The 17,588-nt window shown below is 32.4% G+C and carries 11 protein-coding genes; 1 reads left to right on the forward strand and 10 read right to left on the reverse strand.

Going from position 1 to position 17,588, the window contains the following annotated elements; translation table 11 throughout:
* Window positions 1-147 precede the first annotated feature (147 nt).
* The 4 genes from pnpS to CD116_RS09015 form a co-directional block, all read right to left on the reverse strand.
* Window positions 148-1,809, reverse strand: a complete 1,662-nt coding sequence (pnpS, locus tag CD116_RS09000) for a two-component system histidine kinase PnpS (RefSeq protein ID WP_078101694.1) — start codon at window positions 1,807-1,809, stop codon at window positions 148-150.
* 2 nt (window positions 1,810-1,811) lie between these two features.
* Entirely contained in the window at window positions 1,812-2,513 is a 702-nt protein-coding gene (locus CD116_RS09005) for a response regulator transcription factor (RefSeq protein WP_000080027.1), read from the reverse strand.
* Window positions 2,514-2,744: 231 nt separating this feature from the next.
* Window positions 2,745-4,013 (reverse strand): NADP-dependent isocitrate dehydrogenase, encoded by a 1,269-nt coding sequence (gene icd, locus CD116_RS09010; RefSeq protein ID WP_047426212.1) that lies wholly within the window; start codon window positions 4,011-4,013, stop codon window positions 2,745-2,747.
* Window positions 4,014-4,058: 45 nt separating this feature from the next.
* Entirely contained in the window at window positions 4,059-5,180 is a 1,122-nt protein-coding gene (locus CD116_RS09015) for a citrate synthase (protein ID WP_047529968.1), read from the reverse strand.
* Between the two features lie 347 nt (window positions 5,181-5,527).
* Here CD116_RS09015 and CD116_RS09020 point away from each other — a divergent pair, with 347 nt between their 5' ends.
* Window positions 5,528-6,889, forward strand: a complete 1,362-nt coding sequence (locus tag CD116_RS09020; protein ID WP_047549008.1) for an amino acid permease — start codon at window positions 5,528-5,530, stop codon at window positions 6,887-6,889.
* Window positions 6,890-7,321: 432 nt separating this feature from the next.
* Here CD116_RS09020 and pyk read toward each other — a convergent pair whose 3' ends face one another.
* From pyk to CD116_RS09055, 6 genes are all read right to left on the reverse strand, one after another.
* Entirely contained in the window at window positions 7,322-9,079 is a 1,758-nt protein-coding gene (pyk, locus tag CD116_RS09025; RefSeq protein ID WP_047426209.1) for a pyruvate kinase, read from the reverse strand.
* Window positions 9,080-9,100: 21 nt separating this feature from the next.
* A complete protein-coding gene (gene pfkA, locus CD116_RS09030) occupies window positions 9,101-10,069 on the reverse strand; it encodes a 6-phosphofructokinase (RefSeq protein ID WP_047532100.1) in 969 nt (322 codons plus the stop codon).
* Between the two features lie 290 nt (window positions 10,070-10,359).
* On the reverse strand, window positions 10,360-11,304 hold the full coding sequence (locus CD116_RS09035; protein WP_047549005.1) for an acetyl-CoA carboxylase carboxyltransferase subunit alpha: 945 nt from the start codon (window positions 11,302-11,304) through the stop codon (window positions 10,360-10,362).
* Window positions 11,304-12,161 (reverse strand): acetyl-CoA carboxylase, carboxyltransferase subunit beta, encoded by an 858-nt coding sequence (gene accD / locus CD116_RS09040; protein WP_047426206.1) that lies wholly within the window; start codon window positions 12,159-12,161, stop codon window positions 11,304-11,306. The genes CD116_RS09035 and accD overlap by 1 nt, the downstream gene beginning before the upstream one ends.
* Window positions 12,162-12,347: 186 nt before the next feature.
* On the reverse strand, window positions 12,348-13,577 hold the full coding sequence (gene ystJ, locus CD116_RS09045) for an NADP-dependent malic enzyme (RefSeq protein WP_047549002.1): 1,230 nt from the start codon (window positions 13,575-13,577) through the stop codon (window positions 12,348-12,350).
* Window positions 13,578-14,378: 801 nt separating this feature from the next.
* A complete protein-coding gene (locus CD116_RS09055; RefSeq protein ID WP_047548999.1) occupies window positions 14,379-17,576 on the reverse strand; it encodes a DNA polymerase III subunit alpha in 3,198 nt (1,065 codons plus the stop codon).
* Window positions 17,577-17,588: the final 12 nt, after the last annotated feature.

Genomic DNA, 17,588 nt, shown 5'->3' on the forward strand with positions numbered 1-17,588 from the left:
TAAAATTGCTTAATTCACAACAATCTATTGTGTTGTAATGTGTTCAATATTAAATCTAGTTACATCATTACTTAATTTATTCAGTTCATTACATAATGAAAAAGGTAACAACAACGTGAAAAACACGTGCTGTTACCTTTACATTGTCTATGCTTTATAATCTTTTAAGGTGACTTTAAAAGTTGAACCTTGTCCAACTTGACTACTAACTTCAATGTTTCCTTGGTGAGCTTCAACGATATGCTTTGTAATAGATAATCCAAGTCCAGTTCCACCCGAGTCACGACTTCGCGCCTTATCTACTCTATAAAACCTTTCAAAAATTCGTTGTTGATCCTCTGATTTAATACCAATACCAAAATCTTGCACTTCAAAAACAACGTTGAAATCGTCACGATATACACGAACGTCAATTTCTCCATTTTCAAATGAATAATTAATCGCATTTGTTAACAAGTTCGTAATGACTTGCGCGATTTTACTTTCTTGTGCTTTTACAATAACATCTGTTTGTATATCTGTATGAATTTTAATATTTTTTTGATTTGCTTGCGTCATCATATTATTTATAATGCGTTTTGTTAAATCTGATAAATTCATATATTCTATGTCTAGCTCAGCATGTTGTTCGATATGAGATAAGTCTAATAGGTCTGTGACAAGAGATTCAATTCTGTTTGATTCTTTTAAAATAATGTTTAAAAACATATCTAATGATTCTGAATCATTTTTAGCACCATCAATTAGTGTTTCTGCAAAACCTTTAATTGAAGTAATCGGCGTCTTCAATTCATGCGAAACATTTGCCACAAATTCCCGTCTTAAATTTTCAAGTTGTTTTAAATTTGTAATATCATGCATAACCACAAGAATACCCTGTAAACTTTTTTGTGATCTCGTTAAAATCGGTACACATGAAATATCAAAATACTTGGTGTGTACTGTATTAATTGATACTTCTAATTGTTCGTAAATTGGTTTTTCAATTTTAAAACTTTCTAAAATTAACTGTTCTATTTCTGTATTTACATAACCATGGTAGCTTATTTGTTCAATATTATGTGAAATATTAAATTGTTCATAATATGCTTTATTCGCTACTACAATTTTCCCATTACGATCTATCATTAAAATTGCGCTCGGAATATTTTCAATCGTCGTTTTTAATCGATTGGATTGAATTTTTTGCTCGTTATTTAACTTTTGAAGACGTCTTGCTAAATCATTGGTTGATACAAAAAGCGCTTTAGTCTCAACAACATTACTTTCTGGTACACGAATGTGATAATAACCATTTGCTAATAGTTGTGTTGCATATGTCACCTCTTGAATAGGACGGATTAATGTTCGTTTAAAACTACGACTCGCAAAATAGAGACAAATAAGGACTATTAAGCAAGTTAGAACTAAGTATTTCCACAATGTCCAATGCATTTCAGAGATATCACTGTTGTAACCTTTAATCCAAACATGATAATCGTTAACTTTCTTATTAAAAGTAAAAATATCTTTATTCTGAATATAACTTTCTTCAGTCTTTATTGCTTTCAATTGACCACTTTTAAAAACATTTTCATCATTTTTAGTAATCAATAAATCTACATTCTGTTGCTTGACAATTTTTTTAAGTTTATTGATTTCATTATCTTGTAATAAATATATATAGGATCTTGCATCTGTAGCTAGAGCTTGTTCATGTTTTTCAGATAAGACGTAAGTGATGGAAGCATGAATAATAATACCTAATGTGACAAAGCTGATAATCAAAATTGTACTTATCAACAACATTAGGCGATGGTGAAACTTCATCATTATTCTTTTGGTCTTTCTAATTTATAGCCTAAACCACGTACTGTTTTAATGAGTTGTGGCTTCTTAGGATTATCTTCTAATTTATCTCTTAGGTGGCTAATATGGACATCAACGATTCTTGAATCTCCAGCAAATTCATAATTCCATACTGTATTTAACATGTGCTCTCTCGTAATAACTCTGCCTTGTCTTTCTATTAAATAAAGTAATAGTTCAAATTCTTTCGGAGTTAGCTCCAACAACTCATTGTGCTTATATACTTCGAAATAATCTGGTCTAATTCGTATTGATCCGATAGTAATATCATCTTCAATTTCTTCTACTTCTTTTACAAATTGCGAACGTCTTAAAATTGCTTTCACACGTGCAACAACTTCTCTAGGTGAAAAAGGTTTAGTCATATAGTCATCCGCGCCTAATTCTAAGCCTAAGACCCGATCAAATTCATCATTTTTTGCCGTTAACATTAATATAGGGACTAAATTTTTATTTGTTCTAACTGTCTTACATACTTCAATGCCATCTTTCTTTGGTAACATAACATCTAAAATAATTAAATCCGGCTGTTCATTTTCTACCTTTTCTAAAGCTTCATCACCATCAAACGCGACAACAACTTCATAACCAGCAGTTTCTAAGTTATATTTAAGTAATGTTACGATTGAATGTTCGTCATCTACTACCAACACTTTTTGCGACATAGTATGCCTCCCTAACTTATAATTATATTTACATTATAACCGAACTTTTTATAAAAATAACATCCTACACATTATCTTTACACATTTTTTACATTGCTTTACATATAATCAAAAGTACACTTCATACTTATTTACCAATTTTAATATAATTACATTTTCAAATAATACCTTCTATAATTAAAAAGATGAACCTAGCATTACATTTTGCCAGGCTCACCTACATTTATTATCTTATTTTAAATTTTTAATTAATTCATCTGCAAAAGCTGAAGTTGAAACTTCTTCAGCACCATCCATTAATCGAGCAAAATCATAAGTTACAACTTTGGAAGCAATAGTATCTTCAATAGATTCTGTAATCTTATCTGCCGCTTCTTGCCATCCTAAATGCTCTAACATTAATACAGAACTTAAAATAACAGAAGATGGATTCACTTTATTTAAGCCAGCATATTTTGGTGCAGTACCGTGTGTTGCTTCAAAAATAGCATGACCTGTTTCATAATTAATATTCGCACCTGGAGCAATACCTATACCACCAACTTGTGCTGCTAATGCATCTGAAATGTAATCACCATTCAAATTCATTGTAGCTACAACATCATGCTCAGCTGGGCGCGTTAAAATTTGTTGTAAGAAGATATCAGCAATTGAGTCTTTAATGATGATTTTGCCTTCTTTTTCAGCTTTTTCTTGTGCAGCATTTGCAACATCTTTGCCTTCTTTTTCAGCAATTTCATCATACTGTTGCCATGTAAAAACTTTATCTCCAAATTCGTTTATCGCTAAATCATAACCCCATTGTTTAAATGAACCTTCAGTAAATTTCATAATATTACCTTTATGAACTAAAGTTACTGATTTACGATTATTATCAATCGCATACTGGATTGCTGCTCTAACTAAACGTTCTGTTCCTTCTTTAGAAACTGGTTTAATACCAATACCTGAAGTTTCTGGGAATCTAATATTCGTAGCCCCCATTTCGTTTTGCAAGAAGTCAATTACTTTTTTAACCTCAGGTGTTCCTTCTTTAAATTCAATACCAGCATAGATATCTTCAGTATTTTCTCGGAAAATAACCATATCTACATCTTGAGGACGTTTAACTGGTGATGGCACCCCTTTAAACCAACGTACAGGTCTCAAACAAGTAAATAAATCTAACTCTTGACGTAACGCTACATTTAAAGATCTAATACCGCCACCGATTGGCGTTGTTAATGGGCCTTTGACTGCAATTAAATATTCTTTAATTGTGTCAAGCGTTTCTTGTGGTAACCATTCGCCAGTTGTATCAAACGCTTTTTGACCTGCCAATACTTCTTTCCATTCAATGCGTTTTTCACCGTTATATGCCTTGTCAACTGCAGCATCTATAACACGACTTGCTGCCTCCCAAATATCTGGTCCAATACCATCACCAATAATAAATGGAATAATTGGTTCATTTGGTACATTTAATCCTTCAGTTCCTTGAGTAATTTTTTCTGCAGTCATAGTTATTTTACCTCCAAAATTTACATCTTCATTTTAATTTTTTGATTATTTTCTTTCTTCAAGCGGAATATATTTACGATTAGTTTCGCCAATATATTTTGCTCTAGGACGCATAATTCTGTTGTCTTTATATTGTTCTAAAATGTGAGCAATCCATCCTGCAGAACGACTTACTGCAAAGATTGGCGTGAATAAATCATGTGGTATTTCCATACAGTGATATACACTTGCACTATAAAAGTCAACGTTAGGAATTAGACCTTTTTCTTCAGCCATACGCTTTTCCATTTTTACTGACATTTCAAATAGTTCTTCACGACCAGCGTCTTTAGTAATTTGACGGCTCATTTCTCTTAAATATTTCGCTCTCGGATCGCCATCTTTGTATACGCGATGTCCGAAGCCCATTATTTTTTCTTTGTTAGCAAATTTTTCATCTAAATACGTATCGACATTATCTATTGACCCGACTTCAGACAACATTGTCATAACTTGTTCATTTGCACCACCATGTAATGGACCTTTTAGTGATCCAACAGCAGCTACTATACCTGAATACATATCTGATAATGATGATACCGCACAACGTGCTGTAAATGCTGATGCGTTCAACTCATGGTCAGCATGTAAAATAAGTGCTTTGTTGAATGCCTCAACCTCAATATCAGTTGGTATTTCCCCACGTAACATATATAAAAAGTTTGCTGCATAACTTAAGTCTGGATTTGGCTTAAGCGGTTCTTTATCCTGTCTCACTCTAGCAAAAGCTGTAACTAACGAAGCAACTTTAGCTTGAATTCGCATTGCTCTTTCATAACGATTTTCATCAGATTCGTTCTCTGCATCTGGATCAAAATGAGCAATATATGATAGCGACGTACGTAATGCTGTCATTGGATGAACATGATCAGTTACATACTCCTCAAAATGTGTATATACACGAGGATTTAATGTCATGTATTGATTTAATTTCCCCTTTAAATAAGCTAGCTCCTCTTTATTTGGCAATCTGTAATTCCATAATAGAAAAATAACTTCTTCAAATTGCGCATTTTCAGCTAGATCATCAATATCATAGCCAGCATAAGTTAATTGACTATCAATAATTGAACTTATTTTAGTCTCCGCTGCAATAACCCCTTCTAAACCTCTTTGTAATTCTGCCATGATAAATTTCCCCTTTACTGTTTCTTTATGAAATGGCTTTCAACTAATATTATAGCTAAACGTTATTCGTTTGTGAAATATAAAAACTGGCATTATATATACAGCAACTTTTTTGCAAATCTATGCAAATGTCACATAATAGCCACAAATAGCATTATTAAAGCTTTTTAAGGTTGCACTTTATCAACATTTTTTCTAATTAAATAAAAATTTCAATTGGTTATTATATATGATTATAAAATCCAAAGTATATTAACATGGAATTTTACACATTTTTACCAAAAATAATTGTATATATCCTAATATAAGTGCATAATAAACATATCTATATTTAAGGGAGATGTCTTATGGCTGAAAAATTACAAAGGGAACTAAGCAATCGCCACATACAATTAATTGCTATCGGTGGTGCGATTGGTACTGGCCTATTCTTAGGTGCAGGTCAAACGATTGCATTGACTGGTCCTTCCATATTACTAACATATATCATTATTGGATTTATGTTATTTATGTTTATGCGAGGTTTAGGTGAAATTATTATTCAAAACACTGAATTTAAATCATTCGCAGATGTAACAAATACATACATCGGGCCTTTTGCAGGATTCGTTACAGGCTGGACATATTGGTTCTGTTGGATTATTACAGGTATGGCTGAAGTAACGGCTGTAGCTAAATATGTGAGCTTTTGGTTCCCAGAAATTCCAAACTGGTTAAGTGCACTATTTTCTGTGTTAGTGTTAATGTCATTCAACTTGTTAAGTGCGAAACTTTTCGGAGAGTTAGAATTTTGGTTTTCTATCATTAAAATAGCGACAATTATTGGTTTAATTATCGTTGGTTTCTTTATGATTTTATTCGCATTCAAAACACAATTCGGGCATGCCAGTTTTACAAACTTATACGAACATGGTGTATTTCCTAAAGGCGCATCTGGATTCTTTATGTCATTCCAAATGGCATTGTTCTCATTTGTTGGCATCGAAATGATTGGTGTTACTGCAGGTGAAACAAAAGATCCAGTTAAAACAATTCCTAAAGCGATTAATAGTGTTCCTATTAGAATTTTAATATTCTATGTTGGTGCATTGGCAGTAATCATGTCAATCATTCCTTGGCATCAAGTTGATCCTGCTAATAGTCCATTCGTAAAATTATTCGCATTAATCGGTATTCCATTTGCTGCAGGCTTAATCAATTTTGTTGTATTAACTGCTGCTGCATCATCATGTAACAGTGGTATTTTCTCAAATAGCCGTATGCTTTATGGACTATCAAGTCAACAACAAGCGCCACCTAACTTTTCTAAAACGAATAAGTATGGGGTCCCACACATTGCAATCTTTGCATCATCTGCATTATTGCTAGTGGCAGCATTATTAAACTATATTTTCCCTGATGCAACAAAAGTATTTACTTATGTAACTACAATCTCAACTGTATTATTTTTAGTTGTATGGGGATTGATTATCATTGCATATATCAACTATAGTCGTAAAAATCCAGACCTTCATAAAAAAGCAACTTATAAATTATTTGGCGGAAAATACATGGGCTATTTAATTTTAATCTTCTTTATATTTGTGTTTGGTTTACTCTTTATTAATGTTGAAACAAGACGTGCGATATACTTTATACCTATTTGGTTTATATTATTAGCGTTTATGTACTTAAGATATAAACGTATCGCTGCTAAAATGAATAACTAACTCCAAATTAAAACCTCGTTGAATCAAAATCAACGAGGTTTTATTATGTGAAATTATGTTTTACTTGTGTATCAATTTACGAAATAAATAAAGTTAATTGAAATCTTAGATTAATTTGTATTCTTGTATTTATTTGATATATCACAAAATTAATATACAATTTATAACCAAATACTTAAGAAAAAGACATTTCTATCGAATAATTCTAATAGCATTGCATTTTCAGATTATTTATATGCTCGAAATTTTTAATATTGTTCAGCAACTTCAAGTCACAAATCCATTTAAATACTGAAGAGATATAAATTAAGAAACATCGCTAATTTGTATAGAATTGCAATATAAGCCATTTTATAACAATCAAAGATGTCACATCATAAATAAAAAAGTCTCTCCATTCAATTCAAATGGAGAGACTTTTTTATTTATGAATTATAGTACGTTTGCATAACCTTCAAAGATTTTACCTTGAGCAGCATCAATCGTAACTAATACATTATTATTAATGTTTTTAACAGCTTTATCTACGCCAACAACTGTTGGAATACCTTTTTCTAAACCAACAATTGCACTTGGTGAAGTGATGCCATTTTCTTCTGTGATTAAGCCTAAAGCTTTTTCAACAAATGGTACAAATGTTTCATCAATTGAATTTGTAACGATGACTTTATCAGATAAATCTTTACCTTCTAAGTCTTTAACTGTTTCAGCAACTAATGTAGTACCTACTACAGATCCACGTCCAATCCCTTGCCCACTAGCAATTTCATCACCAACTAAATGAATTTTCATCATATTAGTAGTTCCTGTTTCACCAGTTGGTACACCAGCAGTAATAATGATTAAATCACCATTTGATACTCTGCCTGTTTCAACTGCTGTAGCTACTGCATTGTTTAACAATGCATCAGTACTTTTACGTCCTTTTTTAACTACAGGTTGTACCCCCCATACAATTGAACATTGACGTGCAGTTTCTTCACTTGGCGTTACTGCAATGATATCTGAATGTGGACGATATTTAGAAATTGTACGTGCAGTTGAACCACTTTCAGTAGCTGCCACGATAGCTTTAACATTTAAGTTTAAAGCTGTGTGCGCAACTGAAATACCAATTGCATTCACTAATGAAGTTTCAACTAATTTTGTACGATCTGATAATAATTTTTTGTAGTCTTGAGCAGCTTCAGCTGATACAGCAATGTTTCTCATTGTTTTAACAGCTTCTTCTGGGTATAAACCAGCAGCAGTTTCACCAGATAGCATAACTGCATCTGTACCATCGTAGATAGCATTGGCAACGTCACTTGCTTCGGCACGTGTAGCACGAGGATTACGTTGCATAGAATCTAACATTTGAGTTGCTGTAATTACTGGTTTACCTAATTTGTTACATTGTCTGATTAAATCTTTTTGAACCATTGGCACTTTTTCAGGTGGGATTTCTACACCCATGTCTCCACGAGCAACCATCAAACCGTCAGATACTTCAAGAATTTCTGCAATATTATCAATACCTTCTTGGTTTTCAATTTTAGGAAATACTGAAATATTAGCATTTTGTTCTTCTAAGATTTCACGAATTTCTAAAACATCACTAGGACGACGTACGAAACTTGCTGCGATAAAGTCTACATTTTCTTTAATACCGAAGCGAATATCTTCAGCATCTTTTTCAGTAATACCAGGTAAGCTAACTCTTACACCAGGTAAGTTAACGCCTTTTTTATTTTTAAGTTCACCAGAGTTTAAAATGTCACATTTAACTTCTTTTTTATCATGGTCAATATCTTTAACTTGTAATTCAATTAAACCATCATCAAGTAAAATGTATGAACCTACTTGAACATCGTTAATTAAGTTTTCATATGTTACTGAAAACTTTTCAGGTGTTCCTTCAACTTCATTCATGCTAACGATAACTTCGTTACCACGTTCAAGTTCAATAATACCGTCTTTCATATTATGTGTACGAATTTCTGGACCTTTCGTATCTAATAAAATTGCTACAATTTTATCTAAGCGTTTAGCTACTTTACGAATTGTATCAATTCTACCTTTGTGCTCTTCATGACTACCATGTGAAAAGTTTAATCGTGCTACGTTCATACCAGCATTGATTAATTTTTCAATCATTTCTTCTGATTCTGAAGCTGGTCCAATTGTACATACAATTTTAGTTTTTCTCATTTTATAATTCCTCCTGAAATCTTATATAGATAACTTGTTAGCAAGTTCGTATAGGCTATAATCAAATTTATGGTCTTTACCATCAAAAATTTCATCAAATGATGACGCTACTATTTTATTATTTTTAATACCGACACCTTTAGCTGTTTCACCTTGCATTAATAAGTCTACCGCAAAACCACCTAAACGTGATGCTAATACTCTATCCGCACCTGTCGGACTTCCACCACGTTGAACGTGACCTAAAACAGACACTCTGTTATCAACATTAATGTATTCTGATAATTCCTTTTGGCACTCTTGAGCTGTCATACATCCTTCAGCTACAAGAACGATTGAGTGTTTTTTACCACGTTTAATACCTTGTTCAATTTTATCAGCTATTTCTTTAATATCTGTTTTCACTTCTGGTACTACAATTGTTTCGGCACCTACTGATAATCCAGCCCACAATGCTAAGTCTCCACAATCACGTCCCATAGCTTCAATGATAAACGTACGAGCATGGCTAGATGCAGTGTCTCTAATTTTATCGACTAAACCAATAATTGTGTTTAATGCTGTGTCGAATCCAATTGTAAAATCAGTACCATTGATATCATTGTCAATCGTACCAGGAATACCGATAGTTTGAATTTCTTTGCATTCTTCACTAATGCGTTGCGCTCCTCGATAACTACCGTCTCCACCGATAACTACAAGTCCCTCAATACCTCTTTTACGTAAGTTTTCAATAGCAACTTTACGTACTTCTTTTTCTTTAAACTCAGGACACCTTGCTGAATACAAGAATGTGCCTCCACGTTGAATCGTATCCCCAACTGAACCTAATTCAAGCTTATGGATATCATCATTTAACAATCCTTGATAACCATGATACACACCATAAACTTCAATTTCGTTGTAAATTGCTGTACGAACAACTGCTCTTACGGCAGCATTCATTCCAGGTGAATCTCCACCACTTGTTAAAACTGCAATTTTCTTCATGACGACATACCTTTCTATAACTGATTTATCTTTAACTCTAAATTACCACAAATTTATATGTCATTCCATCAAAACTAATGCATTGAATTGATGTAAACGTTTTAAATAATGAACTTTATTTTAACTTAATTAAAAAAAGATTAATAGCCACCATTTCGACTACTAATCTTAATGAAAAAAATAAAAATTATTGAAATGTAAACTACTAGAACTCCATTTAGGTATTTAACAATACGATATAATTCATATATACTTAATATATTACAAGATAGAGTAATTGCTCGTTATAATTATTCTATATAAGAACCAATATTCCGGAATTTTTCAAAACGATTATTAGCAATTTCATCACGAGTTAACTTTTCAAGTGAATCTAATTGTTTTACAAATGCAGTTTTAATTGCTAATGCTTGTTTTTCAATATCTTTATGTGCACCGCCTAATGGCTCAGCAATAACATCATCAATGATACCAAGTTGCTTAATATCATGTGCAGTGATTTTCATCGTTTCAGCTGCAATTTTGGCTAAATTACTATCTTTCCATAATAACGCAGCTGCGCCTTCTGGAGAAATTACAGAGTATGTACTATTTTCAAGCATTAATACTTTGTTAGCAATTCCGATACCTAATGCGCCACCACTACCACCTTCACCAATGACAACAGCAATAACTGGCACTTTTAGAGATGCCATTTCAATTAAATTTGTCGCAATAGACTCACTTTGTCCACGCTCTTCAGCAGCTTTACCAGGGTATGCACCTTTCGTATCTATAAATGTAAAAATTGGTCGATTGAACTTCTCAGCTTGTTTCATTAAACGTAATGCTTTTCGATAACCTTCAGGATGAGCCATACCAAAGTTGCGATAAATATTATCTTTAGTATCTTTACCACGTTGTTGCCCAATCACCGTAACAGCACGATCATTTAAAAAGCCGATACCACCAATCATCGCTGGATCATCTCTAAAGTTACGATCACCATGAAGCTCCATAAACGAATCAAAAATATAGGGAATATAATCTAAAGACGTTGGTCTTTCTTGTAAACGTGCAATTTGCACACGATCCCAAGGTTTTAAGTTTGTATGAACTTTTTTCGTCTCTCTTTCTAATGACGCTTCAAGCATGTCAATTTCTTCTTGTAAATCCACATCATTTTTATCTTGAGATTCTTTTAATGATTCAATTTTATTTCGAATTTCAAAAAGTGGTTTTTCAAAATCTAACATTATTCAGTCACCTCTTGATGGATTTTTAGAATTTCAGATAATGTTTGACGCATTTCTTTACGATGTACAACTTTATCTAATTGTCCATGCTCTAATAAAAATTCTGCCGTTTGGAAATCATCAGGTAATTTTTCATTAATTGTTTGTTCAATAACACGACGACCTGCGAAACCAATTAATGCCTTAGGCTCACTTAAGTTGATATCACCAACTGATGCAAAACTTGCAGATACACCACCAGTAGTTGGATGCGTTAAATATGAAATATAAAGCAAACCGGCATCTGAATGACGTTTTAAAGAAACACTCGTTTTACCCATTTGCATTAACGAAATGATGCCTTCTTGCATACGCGCACCACCACTTGCAGAAAATAGTATAAACGGCAAACGATGCTCCGTACAGTAATCAATAATTCGACATATTTTTTCACCAATTACTGATCCCATACTTCCCATTCTAAAACGAGAATCCATGACAGCAACACCATATTTCATACCTTCTAATTCTGCAGTTCCAGTAACTACAGCTTCTTTAAGACCTGTCTTTTGTTGGTCTTTTTCAATTTTTTCTAAATAACTTGGAAAATCTAATGGATTCGCAGAGGTCATTCCCTTATCGAATTCTGTAAATGATCCTTCATCAGAAATTGCTTCAATGCGTTTATATGCTGTTAAAGCAATATGATGATCACAATTAAAGCACACATTTAAATTTTCAGCTAATTCTTTTGTGTACATAATCTTCTTACATTTCGGGCACTTAGTCATAATGCCTGCAGGTACATCATTATTTTTAGAGTCTTGTACTGTAAGATATTTCTTTTTCTTTGTTCGATTAAAAAAATCTTTAAACATAGGAAAACCTCCAAATAACCTCTGTTCTAACCATTTAGAGCCTTAAACTGAACTTGACCAGTTAAAAACGGGTTGAAATTTATTTGATTTATATTCGATTAATTATTGAATGTTTATCATAAACTTTCATTCTTATCACTTTAATGACTCTTTACTGCTCTTTTTTAAGCAATCACATTTAAAATTTTATTGTAAATCTGTCAGTTTCATTGTTTTATCATACACATATTGTGGATTAACTTCAATTCTAGCTACACCAGACTCCATTGCCGCTTTCGCAACATTACGTGCAACAGATGGTGCAACACGTTTATCAAATGGTCCTGGAATACAATAATCTGCATTTAATTCATCGCGCTTTATTAAATCAGCGATTGCTTCTACTGCTGCTTTTTTCATTTCTTCATTAATGTGAGTTGCTTCTACTTCCAAAGCACCTCTAAAAATACCAGGAAATGCTAGTACATTATTAATTTGATTTGGATAATCTGAACGTCCTGTTCCAACTACACAAGCACCAGCAGCTTTTGCATCATCAGGTGTAATTTCAGGATTTGGATTAGCCATTGCAAAAATAATCGGATTGTCTGCCATGCTTTTAACCATATCTTGTGACAATGCATTAGCAACAGACACACCAATAAATACATCAGCATCTTTTACTACTTCTTCTAAAGACCCTTCAATTTTATCTTTATTAGTCCATTTTGCTACGACATCTTTTGTAGGATTCATACCATATGAGCGTCCTTCGAAAATTGCCCCTCTTGAATCACACATAACCATATTTCGAACACCGTATGCATATAATAATTTAACGATAGCTATACCTGCTGCCCCTGCACCATTAAGTACAACTTTTATTTTAGCTAAATCTTTATTTACAACTCTTAAAGCATTCACTAAACCAGCCATTGTTACAATAGCAGTTCCGTGTTGATCATCATGAAAAACCGGAATGTTAGTTTCTTTTTTAAGTCGTTCTTCGATTTCAAAACAACGTGGTGCAGAAATATCTTCTAGATTAATTCCACCATAATTTGGTTCTAAAAGTTTAACTGTTTTTATAATTTCTTCAGTATCTGTTGTTGCTAAAGCAATAGGTACACCATTTATACCGGCAAAACTTTTAAATAATACTGCTTTTCCTTCCATAACGGGAATACTAGCTTCAGGTCCAATATTACCTAAACCTAACACTGCAGTTCCGTCAGTGATTACAGCAACAGTGTTACCTTTTATTGTGTAATCATAAACTTTTCTTTTATCTTCATAAATATCTTTACATGGCTCAGCAACACCAGGTGAGTATGCTAAACTTAATTCCTCTTTATTAGTAACCTTAACATTCGGTTTAACTTCTAATTTACCTTGATTACGTTTGTGCATTTCCAATGCTTCATCTCTTAATGACATGAAATCAGCCCCTATTTCAATATTTATTTGTAAAAACAATTTGGTTAAAACGCATTACATCATAAAAGTAAAAATATTGGGTAAATCCGTTTAAGAAAGAATTTATGTCTTAATTTTTTAGCACAATTAAAAATAAACGATTCTCATATAATATTATTAAAGGCATAGAAATCCTCGCTAATTAAGAAATACCTTTGGGAGTGGGACAGAAATGATATTTTTGCAAAATTTATTTCGTCGTCCCACCGCAACTTGCATATTATTGTAAGCTGACTTTCCGACAGCTTCTATGTTGGGGCCCCGCCAACTTGCATTGTCTGTAGAATTTCATTTCGAAATTCTCTGTGTTGGGGCCCACACCCCAACTTGCACATTATCGTAAGCTGACTTTTCGTCAGCTTCTGTGTTGGGGCCCACACCCCAACTCGCATTGCCTGTAGAATTTCATTTCGAAATTCTCTGTGTTGGGGCCCCAGACTAGAATTGAAAAAAGCTTGTTACAAGCGCATTTTCGTTCAGTCAACTACTGCAAATATAACTTTGTAGAGTATAGAACATTGATTTATGTTTCAGGCTCTTCAAAATACTTGAAAATCATTTTTTTCGTACGATATATCGACAAAATACTTTACTTAAGTTATGTATACTGATTTTTGTGCTAATTATTCTTATGAATATGTCTTTATTGATAAAAAAACACATAAAAATAATAAGCATAAAAAACAAATATAAACGTAAACTGATGATTAATAAATATCTAACCATCAGTTTACTATATCATAATTTATTAGTTGATAAAAGTTAAATAAGCCTAATATCCGTAGGGTTAAAGGATTGTATGAAATTATTAAGCATAGCACTTTTTTGATTTATATATCCAATTGAAGTCATTTGTTTTGTTGTTTCTTCATAAAAATATAAAGCAATCTCGTCTGGATTTTTTTTGGACTGCATAATCATTTCATCAAATTTTTGTATATTCTCTTTGTTTCGAATAATAATTTGTTTTGCATTAGCTATTTTTTGTTCTTCAAAAGTCATTAATGTTTGTAAATTATTAATAATTAATTGTCGTTGTTGCCTTCTTATATCGAATTTACCACTAACTATAAACATTTCATTTTGTGAAAGTATATGTTCAAATTTTTTATATTGATCAGGAAACATAACACCATCTAAAGTAGAGATGCCATCATTTAAAGTGACAAATGCCATATTTTGCCCGTTTTTAGTTCGAATCTGCTTAATTTTGTCAAACTGAACTAAAATTGGTTTATTATTTTGTGCATTAGTCAATTTATAAATAGTAAGGTATTGTTTTGCTCCAAACTTTTTGTCAACTGGATGCTGTGATACATAAAATCCCAAGTATTCCTTCTCATATTGACTAATAAGTGTGTCAGAAAGTTCTTCTTTTTCTTCATAGGTTTGTTTAGGCGTTAACATATCGAATAGAAATCCATCTTGATCAAGATTTAAGTCGCTATCGAGCACTTGATCAATACTTTGCAATAAAGTTGCACGTGTTTTACCGAACACATCAAATGCACCGACTAGTATAAGTGCTTCAAGTAACTTTCTAGTCTTGACACGTTTTGGTATTCTTCTAGCAAAATCAAAGAAATCTTTAAATTTTCCATTTTGATATCGTTCATCTACAATGACTTTTACACTTTGATAACCCACACCTTTAATTGTTCCTATTGATAAATAAATCCCATCTTTTGATGGTTTATAAAACCAATGACTTTCATTTATGTTCGGTGGCAATATCGAAATACCTTGTTTTTTAGCTTCATCAATCATTTGTGCCGTTTTCTTTTCACTTCCAATTACATTACTTAAAATATTGGCATAAAAATAATTTGGAAAATGTACTTTCAGATAACTCATGATATAAGCAATTTTAGAATAGCTAACAGCATGTGCTCTTGGAAAACCATAGTCAGCAAATTTTAAAATTAAATCAAAAATTTGTTTACTAATATTTTCGTGATAACCATTTTCTTTCGCACCCTCAATAAAATGCTGGCGTTCACTTTCAAGAACTGCTCTATTTTTCTTACTCATCGCTCGCCTTAAAATATCCGCTTCACCATAGCTAAAATTCGCAAAGGTACTCGCAATTTGCATAATTTGTTCTTGATATATGATAACACCATAAGTATTTTTTAAAATTGGTTCCAAATCCGGATGTAAATATTGAACTTTATTCGGGTCATGTCTTCGAGTAATATACGTTGGAATTTCTTCCATAGGACCAGGTCTATATAATGATGTTACTGCTACAATATCTTCAAAATGTTCTGGCTTTAATTTTTTTAATACGCTTCTTACACCATCAGATTCTAATTGAAATATACCAGTCGTATCACCTTGCGATAATAATTCAAATACTTTTTTATCATCAAAAGGAATTTTTTCAATATCAATTTGAATGCCTAAATCCTTTTTTACTTGTGACATAATTTGATGAATAATTGATAAGTTACGCAAACCTAAAAAATCAATTTTCAGAAGTCCAATTCGCTCAGCTTCAGTCATCGTCCATTGCGTTAATAAACCTGTATCTCCTTTTGTTAAAGGCGCATAATCATATAACGGATGGTCGTTAATAATAATGCCTGCTGCATGTGTTGAAGTATGCCTTGGAAGCCCTTCTAACTTTTTACAAATATCAAACCATTTCTCATGTCGATGATTACGATGTACAAACTTTTTAAAATCTTCAATTTGATAAGCTTCATTTAGTGTGATGCCTAGTTTATGAGGAATCAAGCTAGAAATTTCATTTAGTGTGATTTCATCAAATCCCATAATTCTACCAACATCTCTTGCAACTGCTCTAGCAAGCAAGTGCCCGAATGTCACTATTCCAGATACGTGCAATTCCCCATATTTTTGTTGTACATATTGAATAACTTTTTCACGACGAGTATCTTCAAAATCGATATCAATATCAGGCATGGTTACACGTTCAGGATTTAAAAAACGTTCAAATAAAAGGTTGAACTTAATTGGATCAATTGTAGTGATACCCAGCAAATAACTTACAAGTGAACCCGCTGATGAACCACGGCCAGGTCCAACCATTACATCATTCGTCTTTGCAAAATGAATTAAATCACTAACGATTAAGAAATAATCTTCGAATCCCATATTCGTAATGATTTTATACTCGTATTTCAGTCTTTCTTGATACTTGGCATTATTAAGCTCTAGTTTCTTTAGTCGTTCCACTAAAATTCGCCACAAATAATCTTTAGCTGTTTCGTTATTAGGAGTTTGAAATTGTGGGAGCAGTGATTGATGATAATTTAATTCAGCTTCACATTTTTGCGCGATACTATCAGCCTGAATTAAGTAATCTTGATTAATATTTTGTTGCTGAATTTCATTTTCAGTTATAAAATGCTTACCAAAATCTTCTTGGTCATGTATTAAATCTAACTTTGTGTTATCTCTTATAGCTGCTAATGCGGAAATTGTATCTGCATCTTGACGAGCTTGATAACAAATATCTTGTATCCACACATGCTTTTTATTATTCAACGGTAAACTTTTATGATCTAAATAAATATCCTCGTGTGACTCAAAAACTTCAATGATATCACGATGTTCTTCATTAACATGTTTAAAAATAATTACCATATTATCTGAAAATCGTTGTAGCAATTCAAAAGGTACATTATCAATTGCATTTATTTTAATTTCTGATGAAAGTTGATATAAATCTTTTAAACCGTTATTATTTTTAGCTAAAACAACTGTTTCTACAGTATTTAAGCCGTTCGTCACATACAAAGTCATACCAAAAATAGGTTTGATATTATTTGCAATGCATGCATCATAAAATTTAGGAAAACCATACAATACATTGGTGTCAGTTATGGCGAGTGCATCAACATTTTCAGACACAGCAAGTCGAACGGCATCTTCTATTTTTAAACTTGAATTTAATAAATCATAGGCCGTATGAATATTTAAATATGCCACCATGATTGAATGGCT

The organism is Staphylococcus schweitzeri, assembly GCF_002902405.1.
Lineage (GTDB): Bacteria > Bacillota > Bacilli > Staphylococcales > Staphylococcaceae > Staphylococcus > Staphylococcus schweitzeri.

Coding starts and splice junctions, on each gene's coding strand:
- CD116_RS09035 (WP_047549005.1), bottom strand. CDS start 11,304: ATGTTAGATTTTGAAAAACCACTTTTTGAAATTCGAAATAAAATTGAA.
- icd (WP_047426212.1), bottom strand. CDS start 4,013: ATGACTGCAGAAAAAATTACTCAAGGAACTGAAGGATTAAATGTACCA.
- pfkA (WP_047532100.1), bottom strand. CDS start 10,069: ATGAAGAAAATTGCAGTTTTAACAAGTGGTGGAGATTCACCTGGAATG.
- CD116_RS09020 (WP_047549008.1), top strand. CDS start 5,528: ATGGCTGAAAAATTACAAAGGGAACTAAGCAATCGCCACATACAATTA.
- CD116_RS09005 (WP_000080027.1), bottom strand. CDS start 2,513: ATGTCGCAAAAAGTGTTGGTAGTAGATGACGAACATTCAATCGTAACA.
- CD116_RS09055 (WP_047548999.1), bottom strand. CDS start 17,576: ATGGTGGCATATTTAAATATTCATACGGCCTATGATTTATTAAATTCA.
- CD116_RS09015 (WP_047529968.1), bottom strand. CDS start 5,180: ATGGCAGAATTACAAAGAGGTTTAGAAGGGGTTATTGCAGCGGAGACT.
- pnpS (WP_078101694.1), bottom strand. CDS start 1,809: ATGAAGTTTCACCATCGCCTAATGTTGTTGATAAGTACAATTTTGATT.
- ystJ (WP_047549002.1), bottom strand. CDS start 13,577: ATGTCATTAAGAGATGAAGCATTGGAAATGCACAAACGTAATCAAGGT.
- accD (WP_047426206.1), bottom strand. CDS start 12,161: ATGTTTAAAGATTTTTTTAATCGAACAAAGAAAAAGAAATATCTTACA.
- pyk (WP_047426209.1), bottom strand. CDS start 9,079: ATGAGAAAAACTAAAATTGTATGTACAATTGGACCAGCTTCAGAATCA.